This is a genomic window from Leucobacter sp. L43, from assembly GCF_016597785.1.
Classification (GTDB): domain Bacteria; phylum Actinomycetota; class Actinomycetes; order Actinomycetales; family Microbacteriaceae; genus Leucobacter; species Leucobacter alluvii.
Map to the genome: position 1 here is coordinate 1,460,827 of NZ_JAENJG010000001.1, position 15,490 is coordinate 1,476,316.

At 68.7% G+C, this 15,490-nt stretch carries 16 protein-coding genes and 1 tRNA gene; 9 read left to right on the plus strand and 8 right to left on the minus strand.

The annotated features are described in order from the left end of the window. Positions 1-11: 11 nt before the first annotated feature. Genes JE033_RS06800 through JE033_RS06810 form a run of 3 tightly spaced genes read left to right on the plus strand, consistent with a single transcriptional unit; the run spans position 12 to position 2,787 of the window. Positions 12-857, plus strand: coding sequence for an ABC transporter permease subunit (locus JE033_RS06800; protein WP_090146423.1), 846 nt, complete (start codon positions 12-14; stop codon positions 855-857). Further along, the gene (locus JE033_RS06805) at positions 854-1,696 is read left to right on the plus strand and encodes an ABC transporter permease (protein WP_234037109.1); all 843 of its coding nucleotides are present in this window, start codon (positions 854-856) and stop codon (positions 1,694-1,696) included. The genes JE033_RS06800 and JE033_RS06805 overlap by 4 nt, the downstream gene beginning before the upstream one ends. Next, positions 1,693-2,787: an ABC transporter ATP-binding protein gene (locus JE033_RS06810; protein ID WP_200330310.1), complete on the plus strand. Its 1,095-nt coding sequence runs from the start codon at positions 1,693-1,695 to the stop codon at positions 2,785-2,787. The genes JE033_RS06805 and JE033_RS06810 overlap by 4 nt, the downstream gene beginning before the upstream one ends. Positions 2,788-3,073: 286 nt before the next feature. On the opposite strand, the gene JE033_RS06815 is transcribed toward JE033_RS06810, so the two are convergent. Further along, entirely contained in the window at positions 3,074-3,508 is a 435-nt protein-coding gene (locus JE033_RS06815) for a nucleoside deaminase (RefSeq protein WP_200331087.1), read from the minus strand. Between the two features lie 56 nt (positions 3,509-3,564). Between JE033_RS06815 and upp the strand changes: the two genes are divergently transcribed. From upp to JE033_RS06830, 3 genes are all read left to right on the plus strand, one after another. Then, entirely contained in the window at positions 3,565-4,203 is a 639-nt protein-coding gene (gene upp, locus JE033_RS06820; RefSeq protein WP_090146417.1) for a uracil phosphoribosyltransferase, read from the plus strand. Between the two features lie 370 nt (positions 4,204-4,573). Beyond that, positions 4,574-5,269, plus strand: coding sequence for a winged helix-turn-helix domain-containing protein (locus JE033_RS06825; RefSeq protein WP_200330312.1), 696 nt, complete (start codon positions 4,574-4,576; stop codon positions 5,267-5,269). A 176-nt stretch (positions 5,270-5,445) separates the two neighbouring features. After that, entirely contained in the window at positions 5,446-6,144 is a 699-nt protein-coding gene (locus tag JE033_RS06830; protein WP_200330314.1) for a DUF4870 domain-containing protein, read from the plus strand. Between the two features lie 116 nt (positions 6,145-6,260). Here the strand turns inward: JE033_RS06830 and JE033_RS06835 are convergent, their stop codons facing one another. Continuing rightward, a complete protein-coding gene (locus JE033_RS06835) occupies positions 6,261-6,611 on the minus strand; it encodes a TIGR02611 family protein (protein WP_200330316.1) in 351 nt (116 codons plus the stop codon). A 69-nt stretch (positions 6,612-6,680) separates the two neighbouring features. Here JE033_RS06835 and JE033_RS06840 point away from each other — a divergent pair, with 69 nt between their 5' ends. Beyond that, positions 6,681-7,925, plus strand: coding sequence for an aminotransferase class I/II-fold pyridoxal phosphate-dependent enzyme (locus JE033_RS06840; RefSeq protein ID WP_200330318.1), 1,245 nt, complete (start codon positions 6,681-6,683; stop codon positions 7,923-7,925). On the opposite strand, the gene JE033_RS06845 is transcribed toward JE033_RS06840, so the two are convergent. The 4 genes from JE033_RS06845 to JE033_RS06860 all read right to left on the minus strand — a co-directional run bounded on the left by JE033_RS06845 (position 7,837) and on the right by JE033_RS06860 (position 11,283). Further along, entirely contained in the window at positions 7,837-8,835 is a 999-nt protein-coding gene (locus JE033_RS06845) for a glycosyltransferase family 2 protein (RefSeq protein ID WP_234037110.1), read from the minus strand. The genes JE033_RS06840 and JE033_RS06845 overlap by 89 nt on opposite strands. Before the next feature lie 7 nt (positions 8,836-8,842). Next, the gene (locus JE033_RS06850; RefSeq protein ID WP_090146401.1) at positions 8,843-9,043 is read right to left on the minus strand and encodes a CDGSH iron-sulfur domain-containing protein; all 201 of its coding nucleotides are present in this window, start codon (positions 9,041-9,043) and stop codon (positions 8,843-8,845) included. Beyond that, positions 9,040-10,083 carry an iron-containing redox enzyme family protein gene (locus tag JE033_RS06855; RefSeq protein WP_200330320.1) on the minus strand — a complete coding sequence of 348 codons (1,044 nt, stop codon included), beginning with the start codon at positions 10,081-10,083 and terminating at the stop codon, positions 9,040-9,042. The genes JE033_RS06850 and JE033_RS06855 overlap by 4 nt, the downstream gene beginning before the upstream one ends. Before the next feature lie 117 nt (positions 10,084-10,200). Further along, complete coding sequence (locus JE033_RS06860) at positions 10,201-11,283, minus strand: YihY/virulence factor BrkB family protein (protein ID WP_200330322.1); 1,083 nt, start codon at positions 11,281-11,283, stop codon at positions 10,201-10,203. A gap of 192 nt (positions 11,284-11,475) precedes the next feature. Between JE033_RS06860 and JE033_RS06865 the strand changes: the two genes are divergently transcribed. Further along, positions 11,476-13,179, plus strand: a complete 1,704-nt coding sequence (locus JE033_RS06865; RefSeq protein WP_200330324.1) for a long-chain-fatty-acid--CoA ligase — start codon at positions 11,476-11,478, stop codon at positions 13,177-13,179. A gap of 69 nt (positions 13,180-13,248) precedes the next feature. Here the strand turns inward: JE033_RS06865 and JE033_RS06870 are convergent. Continuing rightward, positions 13,249-13,336: transfer RNA gene (locus JE033_RS06870), tRNA-Ser, on the minus strand. A gap of 280 nt (positions 13,337-13,616) precedes the next feature. On the opposite strand from JE033_RS06870, the gene JE033_RS06875 reads away from it, so the two are divergent. Continuing rightward, positions 13,617-14,213: a CHAP domain-containing protein gene (locus JE033_RS06875; RefSeq protein WP_336662708.1), complete on the plus strand. Its 597-nt coding sequence runs from the start codon at positions 13,617-13,619 to the stop codon at positions 14,211-14,213. A gap of 56 nt (positions 14,214-14,269) precedes the next feature. On the opposite strand, the gene JE033_RS06880 is transcribed toward JE033_RS06875, so the two are convergent. Then, on the minus strand, positions 14,270-15,490 hold the full coding sequence (locus tag JE033_RS06880; RefSeq protein ID WP_200330326.1) for a glycosyltransferase: 1,221 nt from the start codon (positions 15,488-15,490) through the stop codon (positions 14,270-14,272).

Genomic DNA, 15,490 nt, shown 5'->3' on the forward strand with positions numbered 1-15,490 from the left:
CCGGAGCCCACGTGAAACGCCTCATCTCGCTGATCGGGCTCGCCCCCTTCACCGTCTACATCCTGCTGTTCCTCGCCGTACCCACGATGCTCGCCGTGGGCAGCGGCTTCACCGATGATCAGGGATTCACCCTCGCAAACCTTCAGGTGCTCACCGCGCCGGCGACACTCAGCGCTTTCGGCGCGAGCGTCGGCGTCAGCTGCATCACCGCCGTGGTCGGCGCCCTGATCGGAGCGATTCTCTGCTGGGCGCTCGCCGGGCTCCCGGAGAACGGACCGCTCCGACGCGTCATCGATGCTGCGAGCTCCGTGCTGGCTCAGTTCGGCGGCGTCATGCTCGCCTTCGCCTTCGTGGCGACGATCGGCATCCAGGGGCTCGTCACAGTCACCCTCCGCGATCGCCTCGGCGTCGACATCTACGCCGAAGGGGTCTGGCTGTACGAACTGCCCGGGCTGATCCTCCCCTACCTCTACTTCCAGGTGCCGCTGATGGTCATCACCTTCCTGCCAGCCGTCGTCGCCCTGCAGCCGGGTTGGGCTGAAGCGGTCGCGACGCTCGGCGGCAACAGCTTCAGCTACTGGTGGCGGATCGGCCTGCCCGTACTCGCCCCCGCGTTCCTCGGCTCGCTGCTCCTGCTCTTCGCGAACGCGTTCTCGTCGTATGCCACGGCGGCCGCACTCATCAGCCAGGGCGCGCAGATCGTCCCGTTGCAGATCCGCGCGGCACTGATCGGTGAGACCGGCGGATCGAACTCTGCGACTGCCGGCGTACTCGCGCTCGGCATGATCGTCGTGATGACCGTCGTGATGCTCGCCTACGGCAGACTCATGGCCCGTGCGGGGCGGTGGCAGCGATGAGCACGCGCATGCCCGGTCGCCCGTCACGAGGCGCCGCCTACGCCGTCGTCGGCGTCATCGGACTCGTCTTCCTCATTCCGCTTTTCGCAATGCTCGAGTTCACGCTGCGGCAGACCACCGGCGGGTACGGCCCCAACCACTGGCTCGCGCTCTTCGACCCCGATAACGCCCGCGCGTACCGGCCGCTGTTCCAGGGCCTCGGCAACTCCTTCCTCCTCGCCGCCCTCACTCTCGTGATCGTGCTCGGCGTGTTCTTCCCGACCGTCGTGCTCGTGCACCTGAGGTTTCCCCGACTCGAACGAGCGCTCGACCTCCTCACCGTGCTGCCCATCGCGATCCCCGCCATCGTGCTCGTCGTCGGGTTCGCGCCGATCTACCGCGCACTCGGCTCCGTCGTCGGCTCCGGAGCGTGGACCCTCTCGCTCGCCTACGGCGTGCTCGTCCTGCCCTTCGCCTACCGAGCGATCAACTCGGACCTGCAGGGCATGGACGCCCGCACCCGCGCCGAGGCCGCTCGGTCGCTGGGTGCCGGATGGGGCACCGTTCTCGTGCGGATCGTCACGCCCGGAGTGCGGCGCGGGCTGCTCGGGGCATCGCTCCTCACCATCGCGATCGTGCTCGGCGAGTTCACCGTGTCTTCACTGCTCAACCGCGTCACGCTCCAAACGGCGCTGCTGCAGATCTCGAAGTCGGACCCGTTCGTAGCCGTCGCGGTATCGTTGCTCTCGCTGGTCGGCGCCTTCCTCGTTCTTCTCCTCGTCAGCAGCACCGGGGGCGCTCCGCGCCGTCACACGCGACGCGGTTCCCGCTCGAACACTTCCCAGGAGTCCTCCTCATGAACGGCACGATGACCCAGACCCGATCGGGCGCCGCCGTGCGCCTCGAACAGGTGACCAAGGCGTACGGGGCGACCACCGTGCTGCACGGCATCGACCTGGCGCTCGAACCCGGCGAACTCGTCTGCCTGCTCGGCCCGTCGGGCTGCGGGAAGACGACGGCGCTGCGCTGCATCGCGGGCCTCGAAGACGTGACGTCCGGGCACGTGCGAATCGGCGACGACGACGTGACCGGCGTGCCAGTGAACCGACGCGACATCGGCATGGTCTTCCAGCAGTACTCGCTCTTCCCCCACCTGACCGTGGCGCGCAACGTCGAGTTCGGGCTCGGCATGCGCAAAGTGCCGAAGGCCGAGCGCGTCGCACGCATCGGCGAGATGCTCGAGATCGTCGGGCTGACCCACCTCGCTGCGCGCTTCCCGCACGAGCTCTCCGGCGGGCAGCAGCAGCGCGTCGCCCTGGCGCGCGCGCTCGTCACTCGCCCACGGGCACTCCTACTCGATGAGCCGCTCTCGGCGCTCGACGCCAAGGTGCGGGTGCGGCTCCGCGAGCAGATCCGCATGATCCAGACGGACCTCGGCATCACGACCGTATTCGTCACGCACGATCAGGAGGAGGCGCTCGCCATCTCCGACCGGGTCGCGGTGATGGAGGGCGGCAGGATCGCGCAGCTCGGCACCCCCGAAGACCTCTACCGCCGGCCGGCGTCGCCCTTCGTCGCCGACTTCGTCGGGCTCTCCAACCAGCTCGAGGCGACGCAGGAACGGGAGCTCGTCAACATCCGCGGCGCCCGGCTCCCGACGATCGTTCCGGCGGGAACCGGTACGACCGGCGTGGCCGGCGCCCGAGTGGTGGCGTATGTGCGCCCCGAGCACGTGCGGCTCGCGGCAGAGACTCCGGGATCCTTCGCCACGCCGCTGAGCGGGGTCGTGCTGTCGAGTGGGTTCCTCGGGCCCATTCGCCGTACCGTCGTGCAGTTCGACGACGGCACCGAACTGGCGTCGCAGCACGCGGCGGACGAGTCGTTCCGCGCAGGAGACCGCGTCGTCGTGTCGTTCGCCGCCGAACCGGTCACGGTCGCGCCCCGCGTCTGACGGGGCCCGGGGCGGCTCGGCGCCTCCGCCTCCTACTGAGCCTCCGCCTCCGCCACTGCCACGCGGGTCACTTTGGGAGAGTGTTGCGCCGCGCGACCGCGCCGACACCCTCCCAAAGTGACCCCGCTGGCCGTGAGGTGCGGGGTGCCCCGGCGGGGTGCCCCGGCGGGGCACCCCGCCCACTGCCGCCGGAGCGGGGTCACTGTTGGTGCGTGTCGGGCGCGCGACACGCACCAACAGTGACCCCGCTCGCAGAAGGTGCGCGAGGCGCGGCACCCGCGCCCCGCTAGCGGCGGCGCTCGAAGAAGGCGCGGAGCAGCGCGGCGCACTCGTCGGCGCGCACCCCTCCCACCACCTCAGGCACCGCGTGCGGCAGTCGCCCGTCGCGCAGCAGATCGTAGACACTGCCGACAGCACCGGCCTTCTCGTCCCAGGCTCCGATCACGACGCGCTCGATGCGCGCAGCGAGGATCGTGCCGGCGCACATGACGCAGGGCTCCAGCGTCACGACGAGCGTGCAGCCGTCGAGCATGCGACTTCCACGCGCAGCTGCCGCCTCGCGAATGGCGAGCACCTCGGCATGGCCCGTCGGATCCGGCACCGACTCGCGGGCGTTGCCGCCCGCACCGATGACGACCCCGTCGGCATCGAGCACGAGCGCTCCGACCGGAATCTCGCCCGCATCGAATGCCTCGCGCGCCTGGTGGAGCGCGAGTCCCATCGACTCGAACTCGGCGCGCGATGGGGGGATGGGGGTCACGCCAATAGAATAGGTCCATGCGAGTCTTCGTTGCGGATCATCCCCTCATCACCCACAAGCTCACCGTGTTGCGTGACACGAAGACCTCCCAGCCGACGTTCCGGCTCCTCATCGAGGAGCTGATGACGCTCCTCGCCTATGAGGCCACGCGCGAGGTGCGCGTCGAACCGCACGCGATCGAGACGCCGGTCGCGCCCACGACGGGCGTGAAGCTCAGCGAGCCGCTGCCGCTCATCGTCCCGATTCTGCGCGCGGGGCTCGGAATGCTCGAGGGCATGGTGAAGCTCGTCCCCACAGCCGAAGTCGGATTCCTCGGCATGGCACGCGACGAAGAGACGCTGCAGCCCACGACGTACGCCGAGCGGCTGCCCGATTCGCTCGCCGGGCGTCAGTGCTTCGTGCTCGACCCGATGCTCGCGACGGGAGGATCACTGGCGGCAGCGATCAAGTTCCTGTTCGACCGCGGCGCCGACGATGTGACGGCGATCTGCGTGCTCGGCACCCCTGAGGGCGTCGAGGCGATCAAGCAGGCAGCGGGCGACCGCGAAGTGACGCTGGTGCTCGGAGCGCTCGACGACGGCTTGGACGAGCACGCGTACATCGTCCCCGGCCTGGGCGACGCCGGCGACCGCCTGTACGGCACCGCCGACCACTGACCCGGCCGCGCGACCGCTCAGTTCTGCTGCATCCGCAGCTTCCGCTTGACACTCGGAGCAATGCTTTGCTTAACTTGCGGTTATGCATGAGACCATTCGTCCCCAGTCCGCCTTCGAGGTGAACTTTGGGAACCCCGGCATGATGATGGCCGGGCAGAGTGTCATGCGTTGTCGAATGTGCATGTGAACGTCTTCTAGCAGTACGTCCACCCCGCGACATCTTCCCGTCGCCGCGATCTCGGGTCGCCGCTTCCACTGAGACTCCTCGGAAGCGCCGCCCGCTTCGCCCGCACCACTGGCCGGTCACCGGCCTCCGTGTTCCGCGCACCGCTGCGCAGAACCGCATTCGACAGCCTCGAAGGACATCATCATGAACGCCACCACCCAGACCCTCCGCGCCGCTCGCCCCGACCTCGCCGCAGATCTCTCGCCGCAGCACACTTCAGAGCGCCGCGTTCCCGAAGGCACCGAGGTGCGCGGTTTCGCACTCTACGTCGGCCTCGCCGACGACAAGATCGCCGACGGCGACCCGAAGCTCGGCGCCATCGTCACCCGCATCAAGCAGCTCGTCGCCGAACTCGCTCCGGCGGCCGAAACCTACGCAGCCGTCGCCCTCGCCCCGGAGCAGACGGGCGGTCGTGACGTCGACGTCGTGCGCCTCGCGCTCGGCGACCCCGCAGCTGTCGCCCGTCAGAAGCAGCACGAAGCGGAAGAGCAGGATCACGCTGCGAGCGGCGTGATCCTCGATCTGTCGCGGAAGCGCGTCCTGCTCGACAACGTCACTGCCGCGCTCACGTTCCGGGAGTTCGAACTGCTGCAGTACCTCGTGCTGCGCGAGGGGCGCACGATCAGCCGCGAGGAGCTCATCTCCGCGCTGTGGAGCGAGGGCACCGACGAAGAGGTGCCCAGTGAGCGCACCATCGACGTGCACATCCGCCGTCTCCGGGTGAAGCTGGCGCAGTACCAGGACATCGTGCGCACGGTGCGCGGCACCGGATACCGCTTCGACCGTCACGCTGACGTCGCGATCCTCCACACGGCGGCACCGAGCCCCGACGCTTTCTGAGCCGCACCGCACGGGTTCACCGCACGGGTTCACCGCACGGGTTCACCGCGCAGCGCAGGCCCGTGACGGCTGCTGCGGTGCTGCGCCATCCTGTCGCGCGCTGCAACGCGCTACCGCGTCGTGAGCCACCTGCGGTAGCCTCGGAAACGCATCCTACGTCTTGAAGGAGACCGAACATGACTACGTTGCCCCCAGAGGATCAGCCCGGCCGAGAGTCTGCCGCACCCGTTTCAGGCGATCCCGCACCGACCACGCCACCGGCTCCTCCCACGCCTCCGGCGACGCCCCAGTCGCCCCCGAGTGCTCCCGAGACGCCTTCGACGGCGCCGCAGTTCCAGTCGCCGCAGTACCAGGCGCCGGCTACGCCTCCGGTCCCGCCGCAAGCGCCGCAGTACCAGGCGCCGCAGTACCAGGCGCCGAACGCCCAGCAGCCGCAGCAGCCCCAGCAGCCGCCGCAGTACGGCACGCCGGGCCAGACGCCTCCGCCTCCGGGCGGCTACCAGCAGCCGCCCGCCGGCTACGCTCAGCCGGTCGCCGATCCGGCCAGCAATGTCGTGCTCAACTACTGGCTGTCGGTCTTCTTCTCGTGGATTCCCGCGCTGATCTTCTTCCTCGTCGACAAGGACAAGGGCGATCAGCGTCTCTACGCTTACCAGCGCGACAACCTGAACTTCTCGCTGCTGCGCGTCGGCGTCGGCCTCGCCACATGGATTCTCGGGCTCATCCCATACCTGGGACTGATCTTCGGCTTCCTGCTCGGCATCGGCTCGGTCGTGCTGTTCGTGTTCCACATCATCGCCGCTGTGAAGGCGAGCGAGGGATTCCGCCGCGGCGAGCAGCCCGGATTCATCTTCAACGTTCCGCTCATCAAGTAGCGCGTCGTTCCTCCGTCGACGGCGCCCCGGTCAGCTTCTGCGAAGCCGGGGCGCCGTTGTCATTTCCGCGCTGAGCTGGAGCCGTGATCGCGCGCCGCTCCCGGGCGGTCAGCGGCTCAGGTGCCGAGAGCAGCGCGGCGCGAGCGCCGTGCTCGCCAGCGCTCGGCGAAGCGAGCGAGGGCCATGCGCGCCCATACGAGCAGCCGGCGCGCCCAGTGGAACTCGGTGCCGAGTATGGCGAGTCCGAAGAAGACGATGAGCCAGCCCGGCCCGGGCAGCGGCACCAGGATCAGCCCGATGCCGACGATGAGCGCACCCACCGCGGTCAGGGCGACGCGGTAGAGCGTGTCGAGCCACCGACGCCGTTTGATGACGGCGCGAACGCGCGACGAGCCACACGCGATGCGATCCCAGCGACGACGTGAGCGCCCGTCGGGCGCGGCTCGGTGTGCGTCGGGTGCGGGCATGGGGCGAGCCTAGGTCGTGACGCTGGCAGCCCGCCGCGAGTCAGGTGAGTGCTCGCTTAGACTGGCGGAATGACTGAGCGATGGCGGTCCGTGGCGGCAGCGGCGGGCCTGGCGGCCGACGACGGCTCGACCCGGCCGACCATCTTCGCGGAGATGACCGCACTGGCGCTGGCGACGGATTCCGCGAATCTCGGACAGGGGTTTCCAGACGCCGACGGCCCGGAGTGGATCCGTCGGCTCGCGGCGGAGGCGATCCTGCAGGGAGAGAATCAGTACCCGCCTGGGCGCGGGATCCCAGCCCTGCGCGAATCGATCGCGCAGCACCGTCTCCGCCACACCGGCATCGCCGTCGACCCGTCGACCGAGGTGCTGGTGACGGCTGGCGCGACGGAAGCCCTGGCCGCGGCGCTGCTCGCATTCACCAGTCCCGGTGATGAGGTCGTGACGCTCGAGCCCTTCTACGACGCCTATGCCGCACTCATCGCCATGTCGGGTGCGACGCATGTGACGGTGCCCCTCCGGCACATCGACGGAGCGTTCCGAGTGGACCGCGCCGCCCTCGCCGACGCCGTCGGAGACCGCACTCGCGTGATCGTGATCAACACTCCGCACAATCCCACCGGCACCGTGCTGAGCGCCGACGAGCTCGGCCTCATCGCCGACGCCGCGCAACGCGTCGACGCACTCGTGCTGACCGATGAGGTCTACGAGCACCTCACGTTCGACGGAGCCCGGCATCATGCGCTCGCGGCGCTTCCCGGCATGGCCGACCGAACCATCACGATCTCGTCCTCCGGCAAGACGTTCTCGCTCACCGGTTGGAAGATCGGATGGGCCGTCGGCCCCGCGCCGCTCATCGAGGCGATGACCGCGGTGAAGCAGTTTCTCACCTACTCGGGCGGAGCTCCGTTCCAGCCCGCGATCGCACGAGCCCTTGCCGCAGGCGACGACGACATTCTCGAGCTGCGCGACTCGTTGGCGGATCGCCGTGACCTGCTCGTCTCGGGCCTGCGCGCGGCCGGCTTCGATCTCGTGGTCCCAGGGGGCACATACTTCGTGTGCGCCGACGCGACACCGTTCCTGAGCGATGCCGCGCCCGATGGTGCGGCGTTCGCGCGCATGCTGCCCGGTGCGATCGGCGTGGCGTGCGTGCCGATCTCCGCGTTCTGCCGCGCAGGGTCGGAGACGGCTTCTGCGCTCTCGTCGTGGGTGCGCTTCACCTTCGTCAAGGACGAGCGGACCCTGCGTACCGCGATCGATCGCCTGTCTCGACTCGGCGGCGCAGCTGAGCCTGCGAGTGAGCAGCACGGCTGAGCCGCGCGTCTCCGTAACGCACACCTCCGCGCAGGCGCAGTGCGAGGGCGATCCAGATCGTGACGCCCCGTTCGATCATCCACAGCGGAGCCCACCAGGGCGCGCTCCGCGGGAAGACCCTGCGACCGTTGCTGCGCCGCCGACCGCGCTCTGCGACGAGCAGCAGCGCACCGAGCAGGGCGATGGCACGTGCGCGCTTGCGCAGGCACCAGAGCACGACCGGGAGGATCGCTGCTTCGGCGAGCAGACGCGCCGGCTGAGCCCAGCTGTCGTACGCCTGGCGCACGCGCTGGGACCGGAAGTGGCGCGCCGAGGGCGGGCGCCGCGCGACGTAGATCCCGGGTCGGTGCGCGACCCGCCCCCCGTGCGCGCGGACGGTGCGTTCGAGTTCCAAATTCTCGAACAGCACTTCGGGATCGTACCCGCCCATGGCGGTGAACGTGGACCGTCGCAGCCCGTACGTGCCCGGGTAGTCTTCACCCAGCGCGCGATTGAGCAGGCTGCGGCCCGTATCCCACCTCGCGTGCCAGGGGGCGGGGGTGAAGTAGTTCTGCGGTTTGACGAGATCGGCGGCGCCCAGGGCGCGGATCACGGCGGTCAGCGCGGGGCGGTCGTACCGCACGTCGTCGTCCGCGAGGATGACGCGCTCGTGGCGCGCGGCTGCGACTCCCGCGAGCACCCCGTGCACCTTGCCGTTGCCCGCGCCGGAGCCGGTCACCGGAAGATGCCGCACGATACCCCGCCAGGCGTCAGCATGCGCCGAGAACCGCTCCTCGTCCGACCCGTCAACGACGGTGACGTCGATCCATGTGGCGAGTTGTCGCAGGTACGACGTCATTTCGGCGAGCTCGCCATCCGCGCGCCAGCGCAGTGGGATGACGTACTCAGCCGCTTCCCGGTCGCCCATCATGCCGCCATTAGTCGTCCGTGCGGAATCCGGAGAGCCGGTGGGTCCCATCGCAGAACGGTTTGATCGTCGAGAGGCCGCACCTGCAGAGCGCGATAGTTCGTCGCTTCTGCGGAATCGGCGCTCCGTCCGACGTCCGCAGGTTGATCGCCCCGCGCACGATCAGCGGACCGTCGGGGTAGGGAGTGATCGACGGTTCCTCGGGAGTCATGCGGCCGTCGCCTCTCGGAGCGACGAACGCCCCTCAGTCCACGCGGTGAGCATGTGCTCTCCCATCCAACCGTCGACGGTGAGACACGCCACCGCTCCGAACATGATGTCCGGCAGGAGCTCGGGGCGGTCCTCGGCGAGCGCGCCGGCCATGTCGCGCCCGGCGATCTGCTCGTGCACCGCGTCGGCTTCGACGTGCTCGTCGAAGTAGTCAGTCACTTCCTCGCCGTATCCGAGGCGCCGGAATCCGTCGCCGTACAGCCGATTCGGGATGGCGGAGGTCATTTCGAACGCGGCGAGGTGCCCGACGATCGCCCCGACCAGCCTGCGGTTGAGCCCGAACATCGACATCATGTTGTGCGAGGCGAAGGTGATGGAGGGAACGACGTCGACGTATCGCCCGTAGGCGTCGTCGAGCCCCGCCTCGCGCATCGTCTTCGCATAGATCGTGGCATGGACTCGGTCCGGCCGGCCGCTCCCGTACTCGTCCGCCTGAATCTCGACGAGCGCCGCCTTCGCTCCCCCGCGCAGGCGCGGAATCGCCCAGGAATGCGGATCGGCTTCGCGGAGCGTGTAGATCGACTTCTGCATCAGGAACTCTTCGGCCTGCTCCTGCGTCGCTCGTTTGGCGAAGTACCGCGACAGGCTGGGCCCGGCGTCTGCCGACGTCAGATCGAAGAGAGCCTTCGCGACGGCTCGCGCCTGCGGGGCCGGAATCTCGGGAAGCGAGATGCGCGCGCGCAGCTCCGATTCGAATGCCGCCTCCAGCACCGCTCGCGCCTCGATGAGCGCGGTGTCCCACTCGCAGTCGGCGGAGATGCCGTCGATGGACCCGTAGTGGCAGGCGTAGAGCAGGAAGAGCGCGAGCTGAATGTCATCATCGTGCGTGATGTCCGCACTCTCCTCGACCGCGCGCCGCGCCGCCTCCGGAGCACCTGCGGTCTCCTCCGCCCCGGCGAGGCTGCGGAGCAGCGATTCGCTCAGCGGCCCCCGCGCGTGAAATGCGAGCAGTGCGGATGATGTGTCGACGGTGGCGGACATGGCTCTCCTATCTCAAGTCTTCTCAGCTTGGCCGAGCGAGAGGTGCACGAACAGGGCTTGGCGCCGTGCCAGTGCGTGCGCTATGCGCCGTGACCGGCCCTCCGCCCGCGGTGCCCGTCAGCTCTCGTTGCGCTCGCGGATCTCCCGCCCGTCGTCGATGTCCTTCTGCTCCTTCTTCGCGGCCTTGTCGCTCTTGCGGGTATCCCGCGGAGGGAGTTGGATGCGTTCTTCCGCGGGCATGCCGGCCTGCAGTTCACGGCCGCGCTCCAGTTCGGCGTCGAATTCGGCTCCGAAGAGAATGGCGTTGTTCGCGATCCAGAGCCACAGGAGGAAGATGATGACGCCCGCGAGCGAACCGTAGGTCTTGTCGTAGTTGGAGAAGTTCGCGACGTAGAAGCCGAACGCGGCAGTCGCGATCGCGAGGAGAATGAGCGCGAGGAAGGCTCCCATGCTCATCCAGCGGAACTTGGGCTGCTTGGCGTTCGGAGTCGCGTAGTAGAGGATCGCCAGGATCAGCGCGAACACCACGGCGAGCACGGGCCACTTCGCGATCGACCACACCATCGTCGCAGTCTCGCCGATGCCGAGCGCCGAGCCGACCGCGTCGGCGACCGGCCCCGAGACCACGAGCATGACCGCTGCGATCACGATGAGCACGAGCGAGATGATCGTGACGAGCAGCTGGGCCGGCTTGAGCTTCCAGAACGGTCGTCCCTCCTCGATTTCGTAGATCCGGTTCATCGCACGGCTGAAAGCCGTCACGTAGCCGGAAGCCGACCAGATGGCGACGACGAGGCCGCTCACCAGGGCGAAACCGGCGGCGGGCGAAGTGGCGAACTGCTCGATGGGCCCGCGCACCACATCTGCCGTCCCCCCGGGAGCGACTTCGTCGACGATGCCCAGAATCGCATCCGTCGCGGCAGGGCCCTGCCCGAAGACGCCCAGCAGCGAGAAGATCGCGATGAGCGCGGGGAAGAGCGCGAGTACGGCGTAGTACGTGAGGCTCGCCGCGATATCGGTGCACTGGTCCGCTCCGAATTCGCGGAGGGTTTTGCGCAGAACGTACACCCATGACCGCTTCTGCAGATCCGTCGGCCCATCGGGCTTCCGCGAATCCTCCGGGTCCGGTGCGGCCTTCCTGGCGTCGGTCTGCGGGCGGCGATGCGCGCTCGCGGTGCGTGAGGTGTGATCCGTGTTCATCAGGTGCTCTTCCCGTGTCGGCTCGAAGATGCGGACGTTCCTCTCCAGTGAATGACGGCCGGCGCGCGTCGTCATCGGGGTCGCGAACTGGCGTCGGCTGCCCTATAGTGGCGCGATCTGCTCCGCACCGCTCCTCCGAGTTCGAGGCGGAATATTCTGCCGGGGCGACCGGCGAGACGGCAGGATAGAACCATGGTCGCCTCCCCGCACGCTTCTCGCCCCTGGCTCACCTCGTATGCGGAGGGTGTGCCCGCAGAGATCGATGAACCGGCGCAATCGCTGCCCGAGATGCTCTCGGCGAGTGTGCGAGCGTTTCCCTCCCATGTCGCACTCGAGTTCTTCGGTGCTCCGACGACCTACCGGCAATTGGGGGAACAGGTCGAACGCGCGGCTGAGGGGCTGCGGCGCATCGGCGTGACCAAGGGGGATCGCGTAGCGCTCGTGCTCCCGAACTGTCCGCAGCATGTCGTCGCGTTCTACGCCGTGCTCCGGCTCGGCGCCATCGTCGTGGAGCACAACCCGCTGTACACGGCGCGCGAGCTGCGGCACCAGTTCGAGGATCACGGCGCCCGGTTCGCCATCGTCTGGGACAAGGTCGTGGACACCGTCGCCGGGTTCCCGTCGGATCTCAAGCTCGAACGCATCGTGAGCGTTGACCTGACCGCCGCCATGCCCCGCGCGCAGCGTCTCCTCCTGCGGCTGCCGATTCCGGCGGCGCGCGCATCGCGGGCGAAACTGACGACCGCTCCGCGGGCGAAGGATCTCATCTCGTGGAAATCGCTGCTCGACCACCGACGGCTCTCCAAGCGCGTCCCGGGTCCTGCGATGCGGGATACGGCGCTCCTGCAGTACACCAGCGGCACCACCGGAACCCCGAAGGGTGCGATTCTCACGCACGCGAATCTCATGGCCAACGCGATGCAGGGCCGGGCGTGGGTGCCGGGGCTCGTCGCGGGATCCGAGACGTTCTACGGAGTGCTGCCGCTCTTCCACGCCTACGGGATGACGCTGTGCCTGACCTTCGCGATGAGCATCGGGGCCAAACTCGTCCTGTTCCCGACCTTCAGCGTCGACCTCGTGACGAAGGCGGCGCGCAAGAGCGCTCCCACGTTCCTGCCAGCGGTTCCTCCGATCTACGATCAGCTCGCGCGTGCGGCGTCCCGCGGAACCATCGATCTCTCCAGCGTGCGCTTCGCCATCTCCGGCGCCATGAGCCTGCCAGTCGCGACGGTCGAGCGATGGGAAGACGCGACGGGCGGCCTGCTCGTCGAGGGCTACGGGATGACGGAGAGCTCGCCGGTCGCACTCGGCAATCCGATCGGCAAGACCCGGCGTCCTGGAACGGTCGGCGTGCCGTTTCCCAGCACCGAGATCCGCGTCGTCGACCCGGAGGATCCCCTGACCGACCTTCCCTTGGGCGAAGCCGGAGAACTGCTCATCCGCGGCCCCCAGGTCTTCCAGGGGTACTGGGGTCGCCCGATCGAGACTGCGGAGGCCCTGCTGCCCGACGGGTGGCTCCGAACGGGTGACATCGCCGAGGTTTCTGACGACGGGTTCGTGACGATCGTCGATCGACTCAAAGAGATCATCATCACGGGGGGATTCAACGTCTCGCCGAGCGAGGTGGAGAGCGCCATCGCGGCGCACCCGGACGTGGTCGCGGCTGCCGTCGTGGGGCTGCCGAGGCCCGATGGCGGCGAGGAGGTCGCCGCCGCAGTGGTGCTCCGAGACGGTGCGGAGCTGGAACCGGCGGCCCTGCGGGACTTCTGCCGCACGCGCCTCACCCCGTACAAGGTGCCGAGACGCTTCTTCCAGGTCGAAGACCTCCCCCGCTCGCTCATCGGCAAGGTGCTGCGCCGAAGCGTGCGAGAGCAGCTGCTCGCCAGCTCAGAGTGAGCTCGGCGCGGCTCTCCCCCGCCACGCCGGCAGACGCGACAGGGCCCGCCGCAATGCGACGGGCCCTGATGGCGGAGGATGGGGGATTTGAACCCCCGAGGGCGTGAACCCAACACGCGTTCCAGGCGTGCGCCATAGGCCGCTAGGCGAATCCTCCTCACTGGCCGAAGCCAGCGCGCACCAGTCTAGCGGGTTCTCGTCAGCACGCCGAACCGGGGGTGCCGCCGACCGCGTCGGAGACCTCACAGACGCCTGTTCGTCGCCCGAAAGAAACCTGAAGATGTACGAGACCTGACTACTGAACTTGAAAGTAACGGAACGGTAACGCATACTAGGTGAGGCGCACGGGCCACCGCCCGGCGCTTTTTGTTGGAAAGTCCGGAGTTTATCGCGTGAATGTTTCTGCCAAGGTGTTCGTAGTCGGCCTGGTTTCCTCAGTGACCTTTGCCGTCGGCGCAGCACCAGCGGCGGCCGATGTGCCGCTCGAGGATTTCTCCTCACCGGCCGCAGCCGTACAGCCCGTCACCACCGTCGCCCAGCAGCTCGACACCACTGAAGACGCCCTCGCCGGCGCTTCCATCGAGTCGGTACTGCAGGTCGAAGAAGAGATCGCGACGGTTCCGCACGGTTACGACGTCGAAGCGGCGATCGAGCTCGCGAAGAGCGAGATCGGCACCAGCCGCCCCACCGGGTGGAACGCTCCGGGCGAGTGCATCATGTCTGCGCAGCGCTGGGTCAAGGCAGGCAACGGCGCCTGGAACGGAAGCGGCGATCCCGTGGCGAACTACACGGGCGCGACTCGCGTGTCGCTCGCCGATGCCGAAGCCGGCGACATCATCCAGTACGAGTACACCGCTTCCCCCACATCGTGGGTGACCGGCGTCCACACGGTGCTCATCACCGAGGTCAACGACGACGGCACCTTCACGATCATCCAGTCGAACAGCCCCGGAGGCTCCGGCCTCGTCACCGAGGAGCAGGACTGGACCCCGGCGCCGCCGGAGGGCTTCACCGCCGCCGTCTGGCGCTTCTAGCCCCATCGCGCGCACCGCGCGGCTCCGGCAGCTTCACGCGCTCCCCATCGCGCCCCTCAGGCGCTGCGAGCGGCGCTGAGCACCGACTCGTACACGGCGAGCATCTCGCCGCTGCGAGCCGACTGCAGAAAACGCGTCGCCACTGACGCATCCACCCGTCGCACTCCCGGAGCAGCCGCCAATTCCGCGGCGGCCTCCCGCAGTGCACGCGCGAGGGCTGCGACGCTTCCGTCGGCCACCACCCACTTCTGGTCGACGTCGACGTCGTCGGCGATCTCCGCGTCGGAGAAGATGGTCGGCGTTCCGAGCGCTGCCGCTTCGAACGGCGTGAGGCCCTGCGTCTCGAACCCTATCGATGTCTGCACCAGGGCGTCGGCATCCCGCAGCGCCGCAAGCGCAGCGGGATAGGGAACCGGCCCGGGGATCGTCACCCGGTCGGCGAGCCCGAGCGCAGCGATGCGCTCTTCGACGCGCGGCAGCAGCAGCCCGGCTCCGTGCAGGGCGATGTCGGCGTCGATTCCCGACAGCGCGATCGCGTCGATGAACTCGAGTACGCGCTTCTCGTGACTCATGCGCCCGAGCCACACGAGCTTCGGGCGAGTTCGTTCCGAGCGCGGCACCTCCCGAGCAGCGGCGACCGCTTCGTCGTCCACCCCGTTCGGCGTGACGAGCACGGTGGAGCTCACCCCGTGCCGTCGCAGCGCCTCGGCGAAGTGCTGCGACGGTGCGGTGACGGCGTCGGCGTCGGCTGCGAGCTCGGCCAGGTACCGCCACGCGCCACGCGAAGCAGGGTCGACGCCCCCGCGCGGGCGGCCGAGAACGAGCTGTCGCCACGCGCGCAGCCCCGCGAACGCGAGCGGCGCGAGCGGCGTCACGGCGCGCGTGCCCTCATCGACGTGGTTGTGCATCGTGTGCACGATCGGCACCCGGAGACCTCGTGCCGCACGCACGCCGATCATCGCTCCCCAGAAGTCGCCCTGCACGTGCACCAGATCGACGGGCGGCCTGGTCGCGAGCGCGTTCGCGAGCCTGCGATCAGCACTCCTCCCCGGCCAGATCAGGCTGTACTCGCGATCGCGCGTGATCGGCCGAGAGGGGAGATCGATGTACGCGTCGCGATTCGGCTCCGCCGTCGAGTAGCCAAGTCGGTGCAGTGCGGGTGCCGCGACCGTGACACGATGCCCGAGGCGTTCGAGAGCGCGTCGCTGCATGCGGATCGCCACCTGCACACCGCCGAGCGATTCGGGGTGCTGATCGGTGACGATGAGGATGTGCAC

What these genes read in the sequence shown, in the direction of transcription:
- JE033_RS06805 (WP_234037109.1), top strand. Translation starts at nt 854, where the DNA reads ATGAGCACGCGCATGCCCGGTCGCCCGTCACGAGGCGCCGCCTACGCC.
- JE033_RS06810 (WP_200330310.1), top strand. Translation starts at nt 1,693, where the DNA reads ATGAACGGCACGATGACCCAGACCCGATCGGGCGCCGCCGTGCGCCTC.
- JE033_RS06815 (WP_200331087.1), bottom strand. Translation starts at nt 3,508, where the DNA reads ATGGGACTCGCGCTCCACCAGGCGCGCGAGGCATTCGATGCGGGCGAG.
- upp (WP_090146417.1), top strand. Translation starts at nt 3,565, where the DNA reads ATGCGAGTCTTCGTTGCGGATCATCCCCTCATCACCCACAAGCTCACC.
- JE033_RS06825 (WP_200330312.1), top strand. Translation starts at nt 4,574, where the DNA reads ATGAACGCCACCACCCAGACCCTCCGCGCCGCTCGCCCCGACCTCGCC.
- JE033_RS06830 (WP_200330314.1), top strand. Translation starts at nt 5,446, where the DNA reads ATGACTACGTTGCCCCCAGAGGATCAGCCCGGCCGAGAGTCTGCCGCA.
- JE033_RS06835 (WP_200330316.1), bottom strand. Translation starts at nt 6,611, where the DNA reads ATGCCCGCACCCGACGCACACCGAGCCGCGCCCGACGGGCGCTCACGT.
- JE033_RS06840 (WP_200330318.1), top strand. Translation starts at nt 6,681, where the DNA reads ATGACTGAGCGATGGCGGTCCGTGGCGGCAGCGGCGGGCCTGGCGGCC.
- JE033_RS06845 (WP_234037110.1), bottom strand. Translation starts at nt 8,835, where the DNA reads ATGATGGGCGACCGGGAAGCGGCTGAGTACGTCATCCCACTGCGCTGG.
- JE033_RS06850 (WP_090146401.1), bottom strand. Translation starts at nt 9,043, where the DNA reads ATGACTCCCGAGGAACCGTCGATCACTCCCTACCCCGACGGTCCGCTG.
- JE033_RS06855 (WP_200330320.1), bottom strand. Translation starts at nt 10,083, where the DNA reads ATGTCCGCCACCGTCGACACATCATCCGCACTGCTCGCATTTCACGCG.
- JE033_RS06860 (WP_200330322.1), bottom strand. Translation starts at nt 11,283, where the DNA reads ATGAACACGGATCACACCTCACGCACCGCGAGCGCGCATCGCCGCCCG.
- JE033_RS06865 (WP_200330324.1), top strand. Translation starts at nt 11,476, where the DNA reads ATGGTCGCCTCCCCGCACGCTTCTCGCCCCTGGCTCACCTCGTATGCG.